This is a genomic window from Nonlabens sp. (assembly GCF_965657255.1).
Lineage (GTDB): Bacteria > Bacteroidota > Bacteroidia > Flavobacteriales > Flavobacteriaceae > Nonlabens.
On record NZ_CBFHNM010000009.1, the window covers coordinates 77514 to 98058 of the forward strand.

General features: G+C 35.4%; 22 protein-coding genes. 6 read left to right on the top strand and 16 right to left on the bottom strand.

Annotated elements, in window-relative coordinates; all coding sequences use genetic code 11:
- Window positions 1-11: 11 nt before the first annotated feature.
- The 10 genes from ACTF54_RS10985 to ACTF54_RS11030 all read right to left on the bottom strand — a co-directional run bounded on the left by ACTF54_RS10985 (window position 12) and on the right by ACTF54_RS11030 (window position 11075).
- Window positions 12-1874 (bottom strand): M1 family metallopeptidase, encoded by a 1863-nt coding sequence (locus tag ACTF54_RS10985; RefSeq protein WP_438969352.1) that lies wholly within the window; start codon window positions 1872-1874, stop codon window positions 12-14.
- Window positions 1875-1948: 74 nt separating this feature from the next.
- Window positions 1949-2590 (bottom strand): hypothetical protein, encoded by a 642-nt coding sequence (locus ACTF54_RS10990; protein WP_347195714.1) that lies wholly within the window; start codon window positions 2588-2590, stop codon window positions 1949-1951.
- 31 nt (window positions 2591-2621) lie between these two features.
- Complete coding sequence (meaB, locus tag ACTF54_RS10995; RefSeq protein ID WP_438969353.1) at window positions 2622-3635, bottom strand: methylmalonyl Co-A mutase-associated GTPase MeaB; 1014 nt, start codon at window positions 3633-3635, stop codon at window positions 2622-2624.
- Window positions 3636-4055, bottom strand: coding sequence for a hypothetical protein (locus ACTF54_RS11000; RefSeq protein WP_438969354.1), 420 nt, complete (start codon window positions 4053-4055; stop codon window positions 3636-3638).
- Between the two features lie 498 nt (window positions 4056-4553).
- A complete protein-coding gene (locus tag ACTF54_RS11005; protein ID WP_438969355.1) occupies window positions 4554-4898 on the bottom strand; it encodes a DUF3140 domain-containing protein in 345 nt (114 codons plus the stop codon).
- 283 nt (window positions 4899-5181) lie between these two features.
- Entirely contained in the window at window positions 5182-8601 is a 3420-nt protein-coding gene (gene secA / locus ACTF54_RS11010; RefSeq protein ID WP_347195710.1) for a preprotein translocase subunit SecA, read from the bottom strand.
- Window positions 8602-8718: 117 nt separating this feature from the next.
- Complete coding sequence (locus ACTF54_RS11015; RefSeq protein ID WP_015360681.1) at window positions 8719-8940, bottom strand: DUF2795 domain-containing protein; 222 nt, start codon at window positions 8938-8940, stop codon at window positions 8719-8721.
- A 220-nt stretch (window positions 8941-9160) separates the two neighbouring features.
- Window positions 9161-9733 carry a cob(I)yrinic acid a,c-diamide adenosyltransferase gene (locus tag ACTF54_RS11020; protein WP_438969356.1) on the bottom strand — a complete coding sequence of 191 codons (573 nt, stop codon included), beginning with the start codon at window positions 9731-9733 and terminating at the stop codon, window positions 9161-9163.
- Window positions 9734-10020: 287 nt separating this feature from the next.
- Window positions 10021-10584, bottom strand: a complete 564-nt coding sequence (locus ACTF54_RS11025) for a YceI family protein (RefSeq protein WP_438969357.1) — start codon at window positions 10582-10584, stop codon at window positions 10021-10023.
- Window positions 10585-10643: 59 nt separating this feature from the next.
- Window positions 10644-11075 (bottom strand): MarR family winged helix-turn-helix transcriptional regulator, encoded by a 432-nt coding sequence (locus tag ACTF54_RS11030; protein ID WP_347195707.1) that lies wholly within the window; start codon window positions 11073-11075, stop codon window positions 10644-10646.
- A gap of 180 nt (window positions 11076-11255) precedes the next feature.
- Between ACTF54_RS11030 and ACTF54_RS11035 the strand changes: the two genes are divergently transcribed.
- Window positions 11256-11843, top strand: coding sequence for a porin family protein (locus ACTF54_RS11035; RefSeq protein WP_347195706.1), 588 nt, complete (start codon window positions 11256-11258; stop codon window positions 11841-11843).
- Here the strand turns inward: ACTF54_RS11035 and ACTF54_RS11040 are convergent.
- From ACTF54_RS11040 to ACTF54_RS11055, 4 genes are all read right to left on the bottom strand, one after another.
- On the bottom strand, window positions 11826-12080 hold the full coding sequence (locus ACTF54_RS11040; RefSeq protein ID WP_438969358.1) for a hypothetical protein: 255 nt from the start codon (window positions 12078-12080) through the stop codon (window positions 11826-11828). The genes ACTF54_RS11035 and ACTF54_RS11040 overlap by 18 nt on opposite strands.
- A 10-nt stretch (window positions 12081-12090) precedes the next feature.
- The gene (locus tag ACTF54_RS11045) at window positions 12091-12381 is read right to left on the bottom strand and encodes a hypothetical protein (RefSeq protein ID WP_438969359.1); all 291 of its coding nucleotides are present in this window, start codon (window positions 12379-12381) and stop codon (window positions 12091-12093) included.
- Between the two features lie 82 nt (window positions 12382-12463).
- Complete coding sequence (locus tag ACTF54_RS11050; RefSeq protein ID WP_347195704.1) at window positions 12464-12952, bottom strand: CIA30 family protein; 489 nt, start codon at window positions 12950-12952, stop codon at window positions 12464-12466.
- A gap of 362 nt (window positions 12953-13314) precedes the next feature.
- A complete protein-coding gene (locus ACTF54_RS11055) occupies window positions 13315-14883 on the bottom strand; it encodes an ABC transporter substrate-binding protein (protein ID WP_438969360.1) in 1569 nt (522 codons plus the stop codon).
- Window positions 14884-15062: 179 nt separating this feature from the next.
- Here ACTF54_RS11055 and ACTF54_RS11060 point away from each other — a divergent pair, with 179 nt between their 5' ends.
- From ACTF54_RS11060 to ACTF54_RS11070, 3 genes are all read left to right on the top strand, one after another.
- Entirely contained in the window at window positions 15063-15473 is a 411-nt protein-coding gene (locus ACTF54_RS11060; protein WP_347195702.1) for a DUF2141 domain-containing protein, read from the top strand.
- Between the two features lie 125 nt (window positions 15474-15598).
- Complete coding sequence (locus tag ACTF54_RS11065) at window positions 15599-16510, top strand: TIGR01777 family oxidoreductase (protein WP_347195701.1); 912 nt, start codon at window positions 15599-15601, stop codon at window positions 16508-16510.
- 25 nt (window positions 16511-16535) lie between these two features.
- Window positions 16536-16964 carry a hypothetical protein gene (locus ACTF54_RS11070; RefSeq protein WP_347195700.1) on the top strand — a complete coding sequence of 143 codons (429 nt, stop codon included), beginning with the start codon at window positions 16536-16538 and terminating at the stop codon, window positions 16962-16964.
- Here the strand turns inward: ACTF54_RS11070 and ACTF54_RS11075 are convergent.
- On the bottom strand, window positions 16948-17718 hold the full coding sequence (locus tag ACTF54_RS11075) for a hypothetical protein (RefSeq protein ID WP_347202059.1): 771 nt from the start codon (window positions 17716-17718) through the stop codon (window positions 16948-16950). The genes ACTF54_RS11070 and ACTF54_RS11075 overlap by 17 nt on opposite strands.
- A gap of 100 nt (window positions 17719-17818) precedes the next feature.
- Window positions 17819-18472 carry a YceI family protein gene (locus ACTF54_RS11080; protein ID WP_347195698.1) on the bottom strand — a complete coding sequence of 218 codons (654 nt, stop codon included), beginning with the start codon at window positions 18470-18472 and terminating at the stop codon, window positions 17819-17821.
- A 237-nt stretch (window positions 18473-18709) separates the two neighbouring features.
- On the opposite strand from ACTF54_RS11080, the gene ACTF54_RS11085 reads away from it, so the two are divergent.
- Both ACTF54_RS11085 and dnaJ read left to right on the top strand, forming a co-directional pair.
- Window positions 18710-19264, top strand: a complete 555-nt coding sequence (locus ACTF54_RS11085) for a nucleotide exchange factor GrpE (protein WP_347195697.1) — start codon at window positions 18710-18712, stop codon at window positions 19262-19264.
- Window positions 19264-20400, top strand: coding sequence for a molecular chaperone DnaJ (dnaJ, locus tag ACTF54_RS11090; RefSeq protein WP_347195728.1), 1137 nt, complete (start codon window positions 19264-19266; stop codon window positions 20398-20400). The genes ACTF54_RS11085 and dnaJ overlap by 1 nt, the downstream gene beginning before the upstream one ends.
- Window positions 20401-20545: the final 145 nt, after the last annotated feature.

Sequence of the window (20545 nt, forward strand, 5' to 3'; positions counted from 1 at the left end):
AAGAACAAACTCTATTTTACACCCAACATCTCATCCACCGTATTTGCAGTAACACTATGATAGTTACTTCTAGCGGTTTTGTAAATCTCTTTTGCTTCTTCTATTCGTTCCGCTTTCGCGAAAGCGGAAAATAAAGTAGTTACATACCAACGACGACCTACAGTATTTAAAAACTCAGCGATTTTTGTGTCTACGTTATTACTATGATAATCGTTCAAAATAGATTGCTCGTACCAAACCATGGTGATGTAAGAATTGGTAGAATTAGTAAAGTCAAAAGTGTCATCCAATTGCTGCATTTGCGCTATGGAAATATCCGTTGGGAAGTTGCGAACGAAATGCACCCATTCTTGTGGTGTCCAGTTTTCGGTTTTAGTAACCTCTATTTCACTAGTTTTTAAGAACTCTTCTAGCATTTTCTCTACGTTGGAAAAGGCATCAGATTCAATGACAGCGGCGTTTGCTGGAATACCTGGCTGGTAAATCCATTCTTCCGTATTAAAAGTGATGTTGTTTTTGTCTAGTAAATTCTCGTTGAGGTACAAGATAAAGTCCTCAGTATTTGTGGTGGAAAAAGCGTTCTTTTTAAAGTAAGATTTTAAGAAAGCATCCATGCTTTCACGACCTACTTTTTCTTCTAGCGTTCGCAAAAACAGATAGCCTTTATCATAAGCAATACTGTTCATTCCGTCATCCGGATTGCGGCCTTGTAATTCTAATTTCAACTTGGTGTCATTAGGTGATTCTTTCAGTGCCTCTAGTTCATCTTCCAAATCTTGTTTACCGATTAATGCCAGCATATTAGCACGGTCTTTTCCATACAAAGCTTCCATGATGCGTATTTCAAAATAAACGGTAAAACCTTCATTCAACCAGAAGTCGTTCCAGGTAGCATTAGTCACTAAATTTCCGGACCAAGAATGAGCCAACTCATGAGCAACCAGCGAAGTCAAACTTTTATCGCCAGCAATAACCGTAGGCGTTGCAAAAGTCAACCGCGGATTTTCCATGCCACCAAAAGGAAAACTAGGTGGCAACACAATCACATCAAACTGTTCCCAATCATAATCGCCGTACAGATTCTCTGCCGCAACCACCATTTTCTCCATATCAGAAAACTCTTCATGGACTTTATTGAGCATCGATTTCTCTGCATAAACTCCAGTTCTATTACTTATTGCTTTATACTCAATATCACCTACAGCTAGTGCAATTAAATAAGCCGGAATAGGCTGTTCCATTTTAAAATAATAAACGCCATTTTCGTTCTTTTCCTTAGGATTCTCAGCGCTCATAACCGCCATCAATTCTTGAGGAACTTTTACAGTCGCATTATAAGTAATACGTATTTGCGGACTATCCTGAATAGGAATCCAGGTACGTGTTAGAATCGCTTGTCCTTGTGTAAATAAAAATGGATTCGTCTTGTCTGCAGTTTGTTGAGCAGTAAGCCATTGTAAAGCCTCGGTTTTTGCCGTGGTAGAGTAGGTGATGGCTATTTGCTTAGTGTCTTCTTTAATGGCAACGGTTAACGGTTGCCCTAAAGACTCATCAAAATCTCCTAACTCAAAATCAGTTGTTGTACCATTTTGAGTAACGCTTTCAATTTCTAAAAACTTACTGTCTAGAATGATTTGATCGCTACCGCTGTTTTTAATATCGTAAGTCGCTATTCCACGAATAACTTGGGTTTCAAAATCCACATGGATATCTAAATCTAGATGAGTAATCACCGCATCATTAGGTTGTGCGTAGGAATGGAATTCTTCTAGGTAGATTTTTGAGTTCTCTTTAGTTTGTTGTGTTTGTTTGTTTTCTTGGCAGCTTGTGACGGTCAGTATTGTAGTAAGTACAAGAATGATATATTTTTTCATTTAAAGTGTTTTATAAGTGTTTTGTTAAAGAAAGAGGAGTTGTCTAAATCAGAATTATTCCCAAATGATTTTTATCAATTATTCGTGTTTTTTCTCCAATTCAGTTTGGTTAGTTTTCCAATTTCATCTCTTTTCAAAAATTCTGTGTCTTTATCGTACATTTCTCTCCATTTTAAAAATAAATGACGCGATTTTAAATCTTTAGTAAAAATTGAATGTAAAATGTTCTGATCAATGTACCAGTAATTTTGCGAATTATTTATTCTCTGGTTAATGCAGTCATGGATATTACAAGCTTGACTTAGAAGATTAACTACCATTTTCCAATCAATTTTATGAGAAACTCTAGAAGAAAGTAAATGTCCAACATACTCATTTCGTATGTTCAAAATTTTAAGTTCTTCAAATAATGCTTTTGCTGGTTTTAATGTTAGATTAAAATCTTTGAGAATCTGCTCGTTTTCTAATGGATTAGATTTTAGAATTCTGTTTATCTGATTGAAGGAGTAATCTTCCTTATGATGAAATAGTTGTGTTAGATTTATGATTGCGTTATTCTTAAGAACTTGGTATATAAACCATAAATCTTTTGGTTGTTTTTGGTTTGTTTCTTCTAAATATTCCGGAAAACTAGTAAGGTATTCTACTATTATAATAGTGTTTATTATAATCTTTGTTTGTTCATCTAATACTATATTTAAATTTTTATCAGTCATTCAAATTGGTTAATTCTACTTAAATATCCATTCACAACCCCAACAATTCTCCAGCCGCATCAAAAGGACTTTTCTTTTTACTCAATACTTCTTGTTCTAGAGTCGCCAGTTTTGCAATTACTTCTGGACGGTTATAGAAGTTGGTTTTAATCGCTTCTTCTATGGTTTGATGAAACCAATACAATTCTTGTGCGTCGCGTTTGTTGGTAAAGCTGTAATTTGTTGTCGCGTGTTCTTTGTAGTTGTTAATTTCTTCTATGACTTCTGTGATTCCTATATTGTTCAATCCACTACAGGTTAATACTTGTGTAGGCCAGCCGTGGTCTTTTTGTGGCATGAGGTGTACTGCATTTTTGAACTCGCGTCTGGCGTGTTTTGCAGCGGTTTGATTTTCGCCATCGGCTTTGTTGATGATGATGGCGTCTGCCATTTCCATGATGCCGCGTTTGATACCTTGTAAATCGTCGCCAGCGCCTGCGAGTTTTAAGAGTAAGAAAAAGTCAGTCATGGAGTGGACTGCGGTCTCGCTTTGTCCTACGCCTACGGTTTCTACGATGATAAAATCATATCCTGCAGCTTCACACAAGATGATCGCCTCGCGTGTTTTACGTGCCACGCCGCCTAATGTAGTGCCGGCTGGACTTGGTCGTATAAAGGCTTGGTCGCTTTTGACCAATTCCTCCATTCTTGTTTTGTCGCCCAAAATGCTGCCTCGTGAGATATTACTGGATGGATCTATAGCGAGTACGGCGACTTTTTTGCCGCGATCTATGAGCTGTCTTCCCAGCGATTCTATAAAAGTCGATTTTCCCACGCCTGGCACGCCGGTAATTCCTAATCTAAAGGATTTTCCAGATTCTGGTAAGGCTTGTTTCATGATTGCTTTCGCGAAAGCGGAATCATCACCAGCAGTACTTTCTACCAAAGTGATCGCACGACTCAACGCACTTACCTGACCAGAATGTAGCTCGTTAAATAATTGATTTACATCAAGCTTTTCCTTCCTGCGTCCAGCGTTGGGATTTATATGTGAGTTGGTAGCCAATTATGTTGTCTGATTTTTTTTCATTCCTATTTTACCACCTAACCAAGCCATAGGAATATAGGCTACAAGTGCATCCAGTGCTGTAAACCAAGTAGGGCCAGGTAACATATAGTTGACCGTAATGCCACCTAGCAAAAAGATTCCGCCTATGATCAACGCCATTTTCATATGATGCGTTACGGCAACTTTTGCAGCGATTATCGCACCGATTAAAGTTCCTATTGCATGAGCTAAAAATGGAAATAAGAAATACTTAGGTTCTAAATCTGGCATAACGCCAGCGTAGGCGTCCATATCATTGATGTCGATTCCAGGAACAGGGAAAAGACTATGACCAGCATTGATCAACAGCATGTTAATAACACTTCCTAAAATCCAGCCTGCAACAACAGCGATAATATTTCTAACAATAGGATTCATAATGGTTAGTTTTTAGGATTTAAAAATACTAATAATAGTTGTGGTAACGATAGGAAACCATTTCGGTTTTATGGTGATTTTGGAAAGTTGGTTTAAACGCTACGTTGATTATTGCTTACACTGCATCGATCCTTTCCGACCAAAACTCGCTTTCGCTCATTTTGCCCACCTTTCCTTTTCCAAGGAAAGGACTTTTAATAAGATTGAAAATATTATTCTCATTTCATAAAATAAAATATTAAAGATCAAGGATTAAGTGTGTTATTTTTAATTATCGAACAAAGAAAATCCCTCTCCTTAAAATTGCATCCGACGAGCTTTTGCGAGAGGAATGCACAAGACAGGTTTCGCAGTTTTGCTGTAAATCAGGAGAGGATGCGCGGTGCTGGAATATTACACAAAAGCTAGTCTATATTTCATGCCTATTAATCGCAAAAACAAACCCCATTTTAGAAGTAACTGCTATTGCAATGGGGTTTGAATTATAAAATGAACCTCTTAACAGTCCATTTCTTTACAAGGGTCATGTCCCCAATTTTTTAAACTGTATCTCCAGTCGCTTTCTTTGATATCGCTTTTAGGCTTTTGTGCGCTATTTCTATGGACATAACCTATTACCTCGTACATGTGATCGTAATTAGTGTCAGTAAGCTCGTCGTTCTTTTTTCTTTTGATATTGATGATTTTGCGACCAGATTTATGACCTATGGACTCGCCATCGTTACTGTCTTTTCCTACGCTTTTTGATTTATAGGTATCGAGCCAGTCTTCTAACTCGCTAGGTGTCATGTTTACGACATTATAAAATTCGTCATAGGTTTTGTCTTTGGTTCTATCGCTCATATTTTTTTCTTTTAAAATAGATTCTTTTTGGAGCTCTTGCTGTTAAGGACTTTTGAAATGAGATAATTTTAACGTTTAGCTAGATCGCCAAAACTTCATAGGTTTTGAAAACCTGCGAGTTTGGCTAGAAATTGATGAGATATGGACTAGAATTCTCCTAAATAAAAAATGCCTCACTTTTCAGTAAGGCATTTTTGATGTTCTCGCTTTGGTCCTGAGCTACCTCAGTATAAACTTCCATTAAAAAATGGAAAGCGGAATAGTTATAACTTCTATTAAACCTTTAAGCTTTCTTTTCTAAAACCCATTCACCTTTATTGATCAAAGGAATAGCTGCTTTATACTTTACTTCTTTAGTCTCACCATTCATGATATTTTTAATGATCACTTTATCGTTACGGCCTATTTTAGGCTGATCGCGAGTGATGGTTTCTGTAACTTGAGGACGTTGTTGCTGACCGCTTGCTCCAGCACCGACAGCTCTATTACGTGCGGCTTGTTCATCACTATTAAGAACTTCTTCTTTTTGAGTACTGGTCTTTTCAGACTTACGTTGTCTTGCTTCACTTATGGCGTTTGCATCACGTGTAGGAAGATCGCCTTTAAACATAAAACCTATTACGTCTTTATTTACTTTATCGATCATCACTTTGAATAATTCAAAGGCTTCAAATTTGTAAATAAGTAGTGGATCTTTTTGTTCGTGAACGGCAAGTTGAACACTTTGCTTTAGCTCATCCATTTTACGCAAGTGAGTTTTCCACGCTTCGTCAATGATGGCTAGTGTGATGTTCTTTTCAAAATCGGTCACTAAAGAGCGACCTTCAGAGTCATAAGCATCTTGCAAATTAGTCGCTACATTTAAGGTTTTGATACCATCTGTAAATGGAACTGCGATACGCTCATAGTTGCGCTCGTCATTTTCCATAACGTTTTTAATCACTGGATAAACCTCAGAAGCGGTACGTTCCATTTTTTCTTTGTAGTGATCGTAGGCTGCTTTATAAATGACATCAGTAATAGATTTAGCATCTTTTGCAGCAAATTCTTCAGCAGATATAGGGCTGCTCATGGAGAAATAACGAATCAATTCAAACTCAAAGTTTTTGAAATCTTGAGCTAGTTTGTTTCCTTCAGTAATATTCTCTGAAATGTCGTAAATCATGTTTGCAATATCTACCGCAAGGCGATCACCAAATAAGGCGTTGTGACGTCGCTTGTAAATTACTTCACGTTGCGCATTCATTACATCATCGTATTCTAATAACCTCTTACGAACACCAAAGGCATTTTCTTCTACCTTAGTTTGTGCACGTTCAATAGATTTTGAAATCATAGAATGCTGAATCACTTCACCTTCTTTCATTCCTAGTCTGTCCATGGTTTTTGCCATACGTTCAGAACCAAAAAGGCGCATTAAGTTATCTTCTAGAGATACATAAAACTGAGAACTTCCAGGATCTCCTTGACGACCAGCACGACCACGCAACTGTCTATCTACACGACGAGAATCATGACGTTCTGTACCGATAATGGCTAGTCCACCAGCAGCTTTCACCTCGTCAGATAATTTGATATCTGTTCCACGTCCAGCCATGTTTGTAGCGATGGTTATCTGTCCTGGATTACCAGCTTGAGCAACGATGTCTGCCTCGCGTTTGTGCTGTTTTGCATTCAATACGTTGTGCTCTATTCCGGCACGTTGTAAAGTCCTACTCAGCAATTCAGAAATATCTACAGAAGTTGTTCCTATAAGCACTGGACGACCAGCTTGCTTTAATTTAGTAACTTCTTCAATGACTGCGTTGTACTTTTCTCTTTTAGTTTTATATACTAAATCCTGACGATCATCACGAGCGATAGGTCTGTTAGTAGGAATCTCAATAACATCTAGTTTGTAGATTTCCCAGAATTCTCCTGCTTCAGTTACCGCTGTACCAGTCATACCAGATAACTTCTTATACATACGGAAGTAGTTCTGTAAAGTAATGGTTGCAAACGTTTGTGTAGCGTCTTGAATTTTTAAATTCTCTTTTGCTTCAATCGCCTGGTGAAGTCCATCACTATAACGACGTCCATCCATCGCACGACCAGTTTGTTCATCTACAATCTTAACGATCATCTCTGTTTCTACTCTAAAACCACCAGCGCCGTTAGGAACTTTCTTTTCTTGAGCGTCAACAATGTATTCTGTGTCTTTTTCAAATAAAGTATAAGCTTTCAAAAGTTGGTTGAGCGTGTGAATGCGTTCTGATTTTACAGAGAACTCACGGAACAACTCTTCTTTTTTCTCAGCCTCTTCTTCTTTAGAAAGTCCCGCGTTTTCAATGCGGCTTATTTCCATACCTATTTCCGGCATTACAAAGAAGTCTGGTTGATCATCACCAGAAAGGAACTCAATTCCTTTATCACTTAATTCTACTTGATTATTTTTCTCGTCAATAACAAAGTACAATGCCTCGTCTACTTTAGGCATTTCACGGTTGTTATCTTGCATATAGAAATTCTCTGTTTTTTGAAGTAAGGTCTTTATTCCTTCTTCACTCAAGAATTTAATCAAGGCCTTATTCTTAGGGAGACCACGATAAACACGTAATAATTGTTTTCCTCCTTCTTTTAGATCACCTTCAGCAATTAGTTTTTTTGCTAGAGCAAGTGTTTGTACCAACTCTTTTCTTTGTACTTCTACTATGTTAGCAACTGGTTGTTTAAGCACATCAAATTCCTGACGATCACCTTGTGGAACTGGTCCGGAAATAATTAAAGGTGTACGAGCATCATCTACAAGAACAGAATCAGTCTCATCGATTATGGCATAGTTGTGTTTGCGTTGCACAAGGTCTTTTGTTGCGTGTGCCATATTATCACGCAAGTAATCAAAACCAAATTCATTATTGGTTCCATAAGTGATATCTGCTAAATAAGCTTGACGTCTTTCTTCAGAATTAGGTTTGTGGTAATCTATACAATCTATCGTCAGACCATGAAATTCAAATAATGGCCCTATCCAGGCACCATCACGTTTTGCTAGGTAATCGTTTACTGTTACTACATGCACTCCATTACCAGTTAATGCATTGAGGTATACAGGTAAAGTTGCCACTAATGTTTTTCCTTCTCCAGTTTGCATTTCGGCAATTTTACCGCTATGTAGGGTCGCTCCACCTATTAATTGAACATCATAATGAATCATATCCCAAGTGATAGGCTTTCCAGCCGCGTCCCAAGAGTTTTTCCAAATGGCATGATCACCATCAAGACTTACGTAATCAACACGTGCAGATAATTCACGATCTCGCGAAGTGGCGTTTACACGCATTTCTGGATGGTGGAAAAAGCGTTTTGCTGTTTCCTTCATTACCGCAAATGCTTCTGGCATTATCTCATTGAGAATCGCTTCACCTTCTTCATAAGAAACGTCTTGTAGTTGATCTATTTCATTATAGATTTCCTCACGTTTATCAATATCTTCTTCTTTTTCTGCTCTTTCTTGTAGCGCACTTATTTTAGATAAAGTTTGCTCTTTTGCAGCTGCGATACGCTCCTTAAATTCTACTGTTTTATGACGTAATTCGTCAATGCTTAGCTTCTCAAATTCTGGTTCAAATTTGAGTATTTTGTTAACAATAGGCTGTATTTCTTTTATATCCTTCTTAGACTTATCGCCTACGAATACCTTTAATACGGAATCTAATAGTCCCATGATATTTTATTTAATTGATTTATAGCAGTTTAAAAATTTGTTGCTGCTGTTGCTAATATCTAAAATTAAAGCAAAAAAAAAGTCTCTTTACGAGACTTTTTATACGATTCGTGATCGTTAATACTCATCCTCATTCCAGAGGTAATCGTCGTCTGTAGGATAATCGGGCCAAATCTCTTGAATAGATTCATATAAGTCTCCTTCATCTTCAATGGCTTGTAAATTTTCCACTACCTCTAACGGTGCTCCTGTACGAATTGCATAATCGATCAATTCGTCTTTCTCAGCAGGCCAAGGTGCATCACTTAAATAAGATGCTAATTCTAGTGTCCAATACATATTTTTACTCGTTAAGTTTTTTGCAAAAATAAACTTCTCGTCGATTTATGCAAGTTAATTTTACTTTGATTTCAAGATTTGCAAGAGCGTATAAGCTTTTGAAAATCAAAATGTTTGCTGAAAGTGTTCATCAGTTGCCCCACGATTTATTTCATTTTAATCAAAAGTCACTGTTTTTATGCTCTTTAGGCAATAGTAACAGACTCTGAATGAAATGAGATTAGTATTTTTCTGGGATCCATTTTATCTCTTCGGCTTGCAAATCTTTAGACAATTTACGTGCCAGTACAAATAGATAGTCAGAAAGTCGGTTCAGATACTTTAAAACTTGAGGATCTATAGGTGTAACATCGTTAAGCTCTGATGCTATACGCTCTGCACGGCGGCATACCGTTCTAGTTATGTGACAATATGACACAGAAGGATGACCACCTGGAAGTATGAAATGAGTCATTTGTGGTAATTCTTCATTCATAGTGTCCATTTCTTTTTCTAACATGGTGATTTCTTCATCACTAATCTTAGAAATATTCAAACGGTCTTTACCATTTTTGAGGGTTTCTTTTTCTGGTGGTGTTGCAAGTATTGCACCTACAGTAAAAAGGTGGTGCTGGATCAGATTGATGATTTTTTTAGTGTGAGAGTCAATTTCTTGATCTCTAATTAATCCCATCCAGGAATTAAGCTCGTCTACGGTTCCATAACTATCGATTCTTAAATTATGCTTAGGTACTCGAGTACCTCCGAAAAGCGCTGTAGTTCCTTTATCTCCTGTTTTGGTATAAATTTTCATCGTATATTATGTGTTGTCGAGTAAATGTTGTGTGCTTTTTATTATAAAGACGTTAGACATTCACTTTCATTTCTAATCGAGTTAAATCTATTTGAAGGTGTTATTGTTTTTAAATCATCAACCATTGTTTAAACTAATTGAAAATCAAAACAACCGATCTTTGAAAACATCTGGTGCCATCTAATAGATTTCAAAGATAGGGAAGAGGTAGACCATTAAAAAGTGAAGATTTACACAAAAAAAATCCCACAACTGTGTGTGGGATTTTGATAAATTTGAGAAGAGGTTTAGAACTTTAAAACAACCGCTACTTCAAAATTGTCATAGATAAAATTATCTCCTAAACCTTTAAAGAAACTTTTAGAACCATATTTCACATCATATTTACTACGATCGATGTTTAACGTGGTACTTGCACTAGTATCATTTACTAAAAGATCAAAGGTTATTGGGTTAGATTTTCCTTTAATGTTGAGATTTGCAGTTACTTTATAATAATCTTCTAGATTTTCTACTGAAGTAAATACTAGAGTAGCTTCTGGGAAAGATTGAGTAGAAAAGAAGTCGTCGCTTTTAAGATGTCCTTCTAGTTTTCCTTTCATTTCTCCTTCTAAATCGGTAACATCTAAAGAGCTCATATCGATGATAAAATTGCCTCCGGTAAGTTTTTCTTCTTTAAACTCTAACTGACCAGATTTTAACTGGATGGTACCTGTATGGCTACCGCCAAATTTTTTACCGGTCCAGACTGCTGTGCTTGTTGCTGTGTTTACTGTTTTCATCTCTTTTTCTTTTGTGCTAGTTCCTGCAACTATTGCAAGGATCATAGCAGATTTTAAAATTACATTCATGGTTAAAAAAAATTAATTGTTTATATGTTAATTGTATGTACAAATATTAGAATAAAAATTTAAATTTTATCAAGATTATGGATTAATAAACTCATTTCAGTTTCATTTAGATTTTCAGTAAGTGAGGCTTCTGCATCGTCCACTTTTTTATCTAAAATGGCAAGGAGTTTTAAGCCTTTATCAGTTATAGTTAGTTCTATTTGTCTTCTATCCGTAGGGCATTGCACGCGACCTACTAATTTTTTATCTACCAGCTTATCAATAACTCTAGTAGTATTTGAATTTGCATGAATCATGTTTTTACTCACATCTTGCAAACTTGCTACTTTACCTTTGCGACCTCTTAATATACGCAGGACATTGAATTGCTGTAAGGTAATACCATGCTCTTTTAAATTAAGACTAATGGCTTCAGTTACCGCTGTACCTTTCTTAATTAGAGTGGTAATTAGCTTTCGCGAAAGCGGAATAGAAGTAACATTTTTACTCATAATTTTTTAATATACAATTACATTAATTGTTTATACAAATATATTAGCAATTCTGAGAATAAAATTTAAATTAATGTTAAAATAAACCATCGCTTTTTTAGTAGTTTTGTTCAAAATCTATAATAAATGCTTTTAATCAATAAAATGTTCAAAATTGCGTTCTATAATCAAAATGTAGTTATGAAAAAGTACGTCGCAATTCTCGTTATTCTTACATCTACCGTTTCCTGGGCACAGTCGGAAAGCGGATTAGGAATTACTGCCGGAGCAAATTATGGTTCTACCGGTGATCTGAAAGAAAACGGACAGACTATTATCGATAACCCAAAAGAGGAATTAGGATTTCATCTAGGTGTCTACTATAAACTGGATTTTGGGATCATTTATGTCAGACCAGAATTGAAGTATACTCAGTTGAGCAATGAATATAATGGTGTACAGTTTGATATTGAAAAATTAGACTTACCTATTTTAATAGGTGCAGAAATAATAGGACCACTACATATTTTTGCAGGACCATCTTTACAATATGTCATGGATACTGATATTCAAGATATAGATGCTACAGATGTGGAAAATGATTTCACTATAGGAGCACAGTTTGGGATAGGTATTAATTTAGGGAATCTAGGTATAGATGTGCGATACGAACGTGGTCTAACTGATAATGAATTGAGTTTTATCGATAATACTGTTAATATTAACCGACCGCTAACGATTGATTCTAGACCTGAACAAATTATTCTTGCGTTAAGTGTTAAGTTTTAATCGTAAAAGACTTTTTATTTCTTTTAAAATATTTTCTCTGGCTTGAGTCTCATAAGTGTGAGTCAACTCTTCTCTTTCAAAAACGGCGTCTTGTTCAAGAAAATGTAGCATCGCTTTTTTACGTGCCCGTTTGTATATGAAGTTAGGATACATCTTATATTCTTTTCTTACTTTTTGTGTATAACTGGTGTATATCTCATTTATCTGGCCTAATATGCTTAGGTCATGATCTATCAATAAATTAGTGTCAGGATCTGTCAGGTTTTTTTTGTGATGTTGTGGTTGCTATGATTTGATCTTTACACAGCTTGATGTTGTTGAAGGATGTTTTAGAAAGGTGTTTTTCTAAAACCTGGGCACTTTTATATTCGTTATCTTTTCTGGTAGCATCGAACACAATATCATGATAAAATATGCTTAAAACTAATGCGTTTTCACAGATAGGAATGGTTTCAGAATTCTCTAATTCTTTAAACATAAATTGTAAACGCTCTAGATCATGATATGATCTTGAGATTTGAGAATAGCTTTTCTTCAAAAAAAGAAAACACTCTTCTATATGAAGAGTGTTTGTTGTTATGGTTTTAAATGTAGAAAAGAATAAATTCCTTAATTACATGTTATGCAAGTTCTATTTTATCAATCAGTAATTCAAAGTCAACCTCTTCATTACCAATAAAAATAGAAAGCTCATCTATAAAAGTGTGATCAAAGTTGTCCATATTTAAATGGCTTCCTTTAAAAGAAGGTATCATATCTTCCAGTATAAGTTCTACAGTTTCCCATTTTCCAGTAGTAGAAAAAGGAATAATATAGGAATGTCCATCAGATGAAGATTCTTTAAAACGTAATTGGTACTCATTTCCATCACCTTTTAAAGTGATGAATGCTTTAGTTGCATCACCCAATTTAGTATCGGGACATTGATATCTAGCAGATGCAAAGCCTCCGTTTTTTTCTAAGGAAACCGTACCGCTAAAAACGGCATGTCCATCACTATTTAATTCAATTGTACTTTTTGAAATGCCACCCATCACCGTGTCATTTATGTTGGTCCAGTCTTCTAGTTCTTTATAAGAAGAAAAATCAATTAAAATCGTTTTATCCATAATAATGCGAAAGATAAAGAATACAATACATTTGTTTATACAACATGTTTGTTTTTAACGCTAAATTTCTAAGAGGTTTATAAATATGACGTCCACATCTTAATTAATGGAAATTTTTCTAATTAATTTCTTCCGGAACAAACGTTTTTCAACGTACTCGTGATTTTATAAAGCAAGACGCTAATGATTATTAGATGTTATCATCCTTCTTAAGAATTTTGGAATGACTTATCAGTTATTTTTCTAACGACTTTTTTAAAAATGGTGTTCATCTATTTGATCATTTCATACTTCTTCTAATAAGCTAGAGATACGTGAGCAATAATCAAATTACCATTTTATAGATATACTTGAAATACATGTCATTTTTTTTTCACTCTCGTCAGATCCAGCATATTTACTGCATTACTTTCTAGATTAACAACTTTCTTAGATATGAAACGCACACTCTGATCATAATATAGAGGAACGATAGGAGCTTCTTCTATGATTAAACTATCCATTTGTTTATATAGTTCAGTTCTTGTTTTAGAGTTGCTTATGGTTAGAGCCTTTTGATATAACGAGTCATACATTTCATTCTTAAAATGTGTGTAATTAGGTCCGTTAGGGGCAAAGTTTTTTGAATAAAAAAGAGACAGGTAATTTTCTGCATCAGGATAATCTGCAATCCAGCTGCTTCTAAAAACGTCTAATTGTCCGGCTTTTCGAGCTTGTCTTAAAGTAGAAGGTGTCATAACATCAATTTGAACTTTCAAGCCTATTTTCTGTAGTTCTTTTTGAATGAACTCACACAGATCGAGATAATTTGCTCCTGTACTTATAGTAATTGATGGATTATTATCTCCAGTTTGATCAACGTACTTTAAAATAAGCTTTTTTGCTTCTTCGGGATCATTAGAAAATCCCGTAACGCTGCCACCTGCAGGAATACCTTTAGGAATAAAGCCATTATGCGCTGGTGTTCCTATGTTATTGCGCAAATATTTGATCATTTTATTACGATCAAAACCTAAATTGATAGCTCGCCTTACATATTTACTTTGCAATTCAGATGATTTAGAATCTACTTTAAGTCCTAAATATTCAGTATTCAAAAAAGAAGCCTTTACTAGGTTTACAGTAGGAACATACTTTTCTTTTAGTTCTCCATCTGTGGTTAAAAGCTCGTCTTTATAACTAGGGTCAATAGCATTTATAAAATCTAGATTTCCTTGAGCAAACTCTAAAAACTCACTTTGTTTATCTGTTTTAAAAGTGATGGCTACAGCTTCTAAGTAGGGTAAGGAGTTACCTTCTTCATCTTTTTCAAAATAGCGATTGTTTTTGCGCAATACCATTTTGACATTTTCCTGCCATCGTTTCAGATAAAAAGGACCTGTTCCTATAGGTTTTTCTCTTAAATTATTGCTACCTTCTGGTACCACGCTGCAATATTTCATAGTAAGCAATCCCAAGAAAGCTGGAAAGGGTTGCTTTAAAACTATTTGTAGCTCTAATGGTTCTATCGCATTGATTTCTTTTACGTTACTCATGACCCAAGCGCCAGGAGAAGCTACCGATGGATCCGTTAATCGTTCAAGAGAATATTTAAAATCTTGGGCTGTTATGGTTCTCGCTTTCGCGAAAGCGTCATTAAAATACACGTCTTTCTTTAGATAAAATGTATAGACAGTAGCTGTAGTATCTACCTTCCAGTTTGCAGCTAGATCTGGAGCTACTTCTAGATTTTTATCCAGTTTTACCAGCCCGTTATATAGTAAATTACATACCCATATATTTCTTTGGTCCTTTGCAAAAGCAGGATCGAGACTGGTCACATTTGCGTGTTCATTATATTTAAAAACCGTTTGTGGATCAATTTTTTGTTCTTGATTTTGACAAGAGATACTAATGATGGATAGTAGTAAAAATATAAACTGTTTATTCATAAGGTAAAGATAGTAAAGTGCTTTTCTAAGAAGGTTTTATAAACTCAAAATAATTTATTGTTGTGATTTCTACAGTTTTTACAATTCGGTTATATAAAATGACAGTTGGGTAATAACAATTATTCATAACATGATCATTGCTGCATATTTGTCCTGTCTAACAATTTAAATAACCTACTATGAAAACTTTATTTACATCTATCATCGTATTATTGATCTCTTTAACTTTTAGTGCTCAAGAGACATTTACTCTTAAAGTTGTAGTTAACAATGCAAAAGATGACCAAGGTAAAATGGTGTATTCCTTAAACACAGAAAGTCAATTTATGAAAGCTGCACCACTACAATCTGCAAGTGTAGAAATTAAGAACAGAATAGCGATTGCTACTTTTGAAAATGTGCCTGCAGGAGAATATGCAGTAATGGTATTGCATGATCAAAACGGAAACCAATCCATGGATTTTTCTGAACAAGGAATGCCTATAGAGTCTTATGGTATGAGTAACAATCCTATGAACTATGGTCCACCAACGTGGATGGATGCAAAATTTACTATAGACAGCGATAAAGAAATAATCATCAGATTATAGATAAGAATTGATTTAAATAATTTCTTTTCAAAAAGGTAATGACTCAATAGGGACATTACCTTTTTTCTTGTTAATTATCTCCAAAGTATATAGCGTTCTATTACTTTGATAATTAAATTCGTAACATGGTTGTACTTATAACAGGAGCTACTGGTCTAGTGGGCTCAAGAATTTCAGAAGATTTAATTGCGCAAGGTCACACGGTTCATTATCTCACCACTAGAGAAAGCGCTATAAAGAGTCAACAAAACTACAAAGGCTTTTTATGGAATGTAAAAGAAATGACTATTGATGCTGATTGTATTAAAGGTGTCGATGCTATAGTCCATCTAGCTGGAGAAACCGTTTTTCAAAGATGGAATGAAGATGCAAAAAAGCGTATACTTAATAGCCGCTTAAACAGCACAGAATTGTTGTTGCGTTTATTAAAAGAAACCGATCATCAGGTAAAACATGCGGTGACGGCTAGCGCTATAGGTATTTATCCAGATGATCAAAATGGTAAAGCTCTTAGAGAAGATGAAATACCACCTACAGCGACTAACTACCTTGCAGATGTTTGTATCGCATGGGAAAAAGCAGGAGCACAGTTTAAAGAATTAGGACTTAATCATGCGGTTGTAAGAATAGGGATTGTGTTGTCAGACAAAGGCGGCGCGTTAGAACAAATGTCAAAACCTGTAAAGTTTTATGCTGGTGCTGGATTTGGTAATGGCAAAATGTGGCAAAGTTGGATCGCTATAGATGATCTATCTGGCTTATTTATTCATATTCTTAAAAATAACTTAGAAGGAGTTTATAATGGTGTCGCGCCGCATCCAGTAAGAAATAGACCAATGATGGAAACAATAGGTAAGGTATTAGGGAAGCCAGTTTTTTTACCCAATGTACCAGAATTTGTAATGAAATTAATGCTAGGTGAGATGTCTTCTATCGTTCTTGCCAGTCAGCATGCCAGCAGTGCAAAGGTGGAAGAAAATGGTTATGTTTTTGAATATCCAGAACTAGAAAAAGCTCTAAAACAATATTTGAGATAAGTAAAATAGGTGAAAATTGTAATTAATGAATATTACGATCCATTATCCAAAACAAACAAAAGTAGGCTGGTCATACAGGTACTTAGAAGTTTTAAAAAACGATAGACGCAAAGACCTGGTGAAAAGTGATAGTTTCTATATGCTAGAAGTCAATCCTGGAGATAAGATTCAAGTAAAATCTGGTATGATAAAGTCTAATATTATAATTTCTGAAAATCAAACAGATCTTTGGATTGAATTAAGTGCCTTGGCAAAATATAATAGTATCGTTCTACTTGTTCTAACTCTGGGTGTATTCGTTGCTCGTTCTTATGTAGAATGGGAATTCAAAACCATCTTTTCTTTAATTTGTGTTTATACAGGTTTAATGTGTTTATGGGCATACATCATGATGAAAGGAAATCATATCAAGATTAAAGCAACACCACTTGACTCTGTTAAGACCTCTCATTAAACTCATCCCATTGTTCCTGACTTTTCTTTCTATTGTTTCTCACAATAAGAACAATGGCCAGTACAACTAGTCCAGCAACTAATAGAAAACAAAGTACTCCACCAGCCATATACCCTAAGGCATAACCAGTGTTGTAAGCATTAGATTTTTCTGGATCGTTCTCATTATTAAAGAGTGCGTCAAAGCTGTTACATTCTGTATATTGATTTTCTTTAGTATAATCTGGGTTGATATAAATGCTATTAAAGAAATCATCTGCTGTACTTTTTTTCAACCCTTTTACCGGTTGATATAGACTTACTTGATACATCGTTTCTTTAATCTGTATAAAACGAAAATCACTATTGTACAATTCTTCTGTCTCTGCGTCTAAATCGTTGTATTCTATAACACCTTGCAAAACATCTTTATCAATAAATGTAGAATTATATTTTACACGTTTTTGTGGTCTGCCACTTACTAGATAGTCACTAACATCTTTATAATGTTTCTTCATCTCGCGTTTGTTGGAATAACAGGAGAGATCATCAGTTCTTATTCTGTAAACAAAATAGGAAACATCATCAACATCAGCATAATGCACTAACCTAGTTATTCCATCAATACTATCGTTTTCAGTATAATAGTAGGTATCAAATGGCATTTGTATAGATAATATTGAATCTATCGCTATTTCTTCAAACTCTTGAGAATAGAGTAGAGAAGTACCATTTATGAAAAGAAATAGGGTAAAAAGGACCTTTTTAATCTGCATAGGTTGATTAGAATATGAAATGCAATAATACACTATAACTAAAACAAAAAAGGTCTACAATTTGTGATTGTAGACCTTTTTAAAAATATAAGTATTCTAATTACTTCACAGCAACAAGGCTTATTTTTAATTTAATATCATCAGATATCGCTTTGTCAGCAACAACGTCAGCAAGACTTGAAGAACCATACTTAATTCCCCAATCTGTACGATCGATAGTAAACTCTTCACTATTCAACATCATTTTGTCACCATCATAAGCAACAGTTACTGGAAAAGAAACGTTTTTAGTAACATCTTTTAAAGTAAGGTTACCTTCTAAAGTAGAACCACTTAAACCGGTTACAACAAATTTTGCCGTTGGGTACACAGCTGTATTAAAAAAGTCAGAAGAAGTACCTTCTCTTTCTCCAGTTAAATGCGCTTTTAAACTAGCCGCTTTATCTCCTTCAAGGTCAGTTACCTCGATAGAATTCATGTCAATGGTAAACTCTCCACTTTCTAAAGCTTCACCATTTACTTTTACCATACCGCTAGAAAGATAGATATTACCTGTATGGTCTTCTGTAGGTTTAGAACCTATCCATGCAATATTAGAAGCTTCAGTATCTACTGTATAAGTCACTGCCTCTACAGTCGCCTCAGCAGCATCTGCAGCTTCAGTAGCTTCTACTTCATTTTTGTTGTCTTTACAAGCAACTGTAAAAGCGATTACCGCTGCCATTCCTGTGATTTTTAAAAAATTGCGTTTCATTATTTGATATTTGATTATTTGATTAACAAAATTAAATGTATATACAAATAGTAGCGTTAAAACTATATTAATAATTGCGGTGACATAATGACACGGTATTTGAAATGGCAGCACTTTTGCTTTATCGCGATGAGGAAGATGAAGATGGATTTGTTTCTCGCTTTCGCGAAAGCGGAATAAGTACCAACATCTTTATAATAAAAGAGTCGAATTAAGTTAAAAATATACCATCCTAAAATGGCAAAGAATAATAAAGAAGAAAAAGACCTGAAAGAGCAGGAAGCACCAGAAGTAATGGAGCAAGAAACAGAAGAAGTTCAAGAAGAGGTACAAGATGAACGCAGCGAGGTAGAAATTCTTGAAGATCAATTGCAGGTAGAAAAAGATAAATTTTTACGTTTGTTTGCAGAATTTGAAAACTTTAAAAGACGCACTGCAAAAGAGCGTATGGAACTTTTTAAAACTGCTGGTGAAGGAGTTTTAAGAGACATGTTGCCAGTTCTTGACGATTTTGACAGAGCGATGATTGAGATTAATAAATCTGAAGATGAAGATCTAATCACTGGTGTTAAATTAATTTCTGGAAAATTACGTACTACGTTAGTAGGAAAAGGTCTAGAAGAATTTGACGTTAGGGCAGGAGACACTTTCAACGCAGACATACATGAGGCCATTACTCAAATACCAGCGCCTAACGATGATATGAAAGGTAAAGTGGTAGATGTAATAGAAAAAGGATATAAACTGGGAGACAAGATCATCCGTTTTCCTAAAGTAGTGATAGGACAATAATTATGGCAGATTTTTATGACATATTAGACGTACAAAGAGGAGCAACCGCTGCAGAGATAAAGAAGGCCTATAGAAAAAAGGCTATTCAATATCATCCAGATAAAAATCCTGGAGACGCAACTGCAGAGGAGAATTTCAAAAAAGCGGCAGAGGCTTATGAGACCTTAAGCGATCCACAGAAAAAATCTCGTTATGATCAAATGGGTCATCAAGCATACACTTCTGGTGGAGCTGGAGGTTTTGGCGGTGGTGGTGCTGGAGGTTTTGACATGGACGATATTTTTAGTCAGTTCGGTGATATTTTTGGCGGCGGTGGCGGCGGATTTTCCGGTTTTGGAGGATTCGGTGGTAGTCGTGGAGGGCAGCGTCGTGTAAAAGGTAAAGATTTACGTATACGAGTTTCTCTAACGTTAGAAGAGGCAGCAAATGGTGTCGATAAAAAAGTTAAAGTAAAACGTAAAAAACAAGCTCCAGGCGTAAGTTATAAAACCTGTGGTACTTGTAATGGTAGCGGTCAGGTAACCAGAATCCAAAACACTATTTTAGGTCGTATGCAAACTGCTGCGCCTTGTAATGTTTGTGGTGGTGCTGGACAGACTATTGACAATAAACCAGATGGAGCAGATTCTCAAGGGATGGTTGCTTCAGAAGATACAGTAACTATCCAAATTCCTGCTGGTGTAGAATCAGACATGCGTCTTAAAGTTTCTGGAAAAGGAAATGATGCACCAGGAAATGGAGTAAGTGGAGATTTACTTGTAGACATAGAAGTAAAACCGCACGCAGAATTACAGCGTGAAGGTAACAATCTTCATTACGATTTGTATGTTAGTGTACCAGAAGCGGTTCTAGGAACTTCTAAAGAAATACAGACCGTAACAGGTAAAGTACGTATACCTGTTGAAGCTGGAATCCAAAGTGGGAAAATTTTGAGATTGCGTGGTAAAGGTATGCCTAGCTTAAATGGTTATGGTACTGGTGATTTACTTGTTCATATTAATGTATGGACACCACGTAAGTTAACTAAGGAACAAAAAGAGTTTTTTGAAAGCATGATGACCGATTCTAATTTTGATCCTGCACCAGAAAAAGGCGACAAATCGTTCTTTGGAAAGGTAAAAGACATGTTTTCTTAAAGAAAACTTAATGGATTAGAAAAATTTATATATATTTACTCCAACGAATGGTCAACCAACCATTTGTTATTTTTCTTTTTCATAGCAATTTTTCCCACCTCTTGTTTTCAAGAGGTGGGTTTTTTTATGCCAAATTCTATAGAAA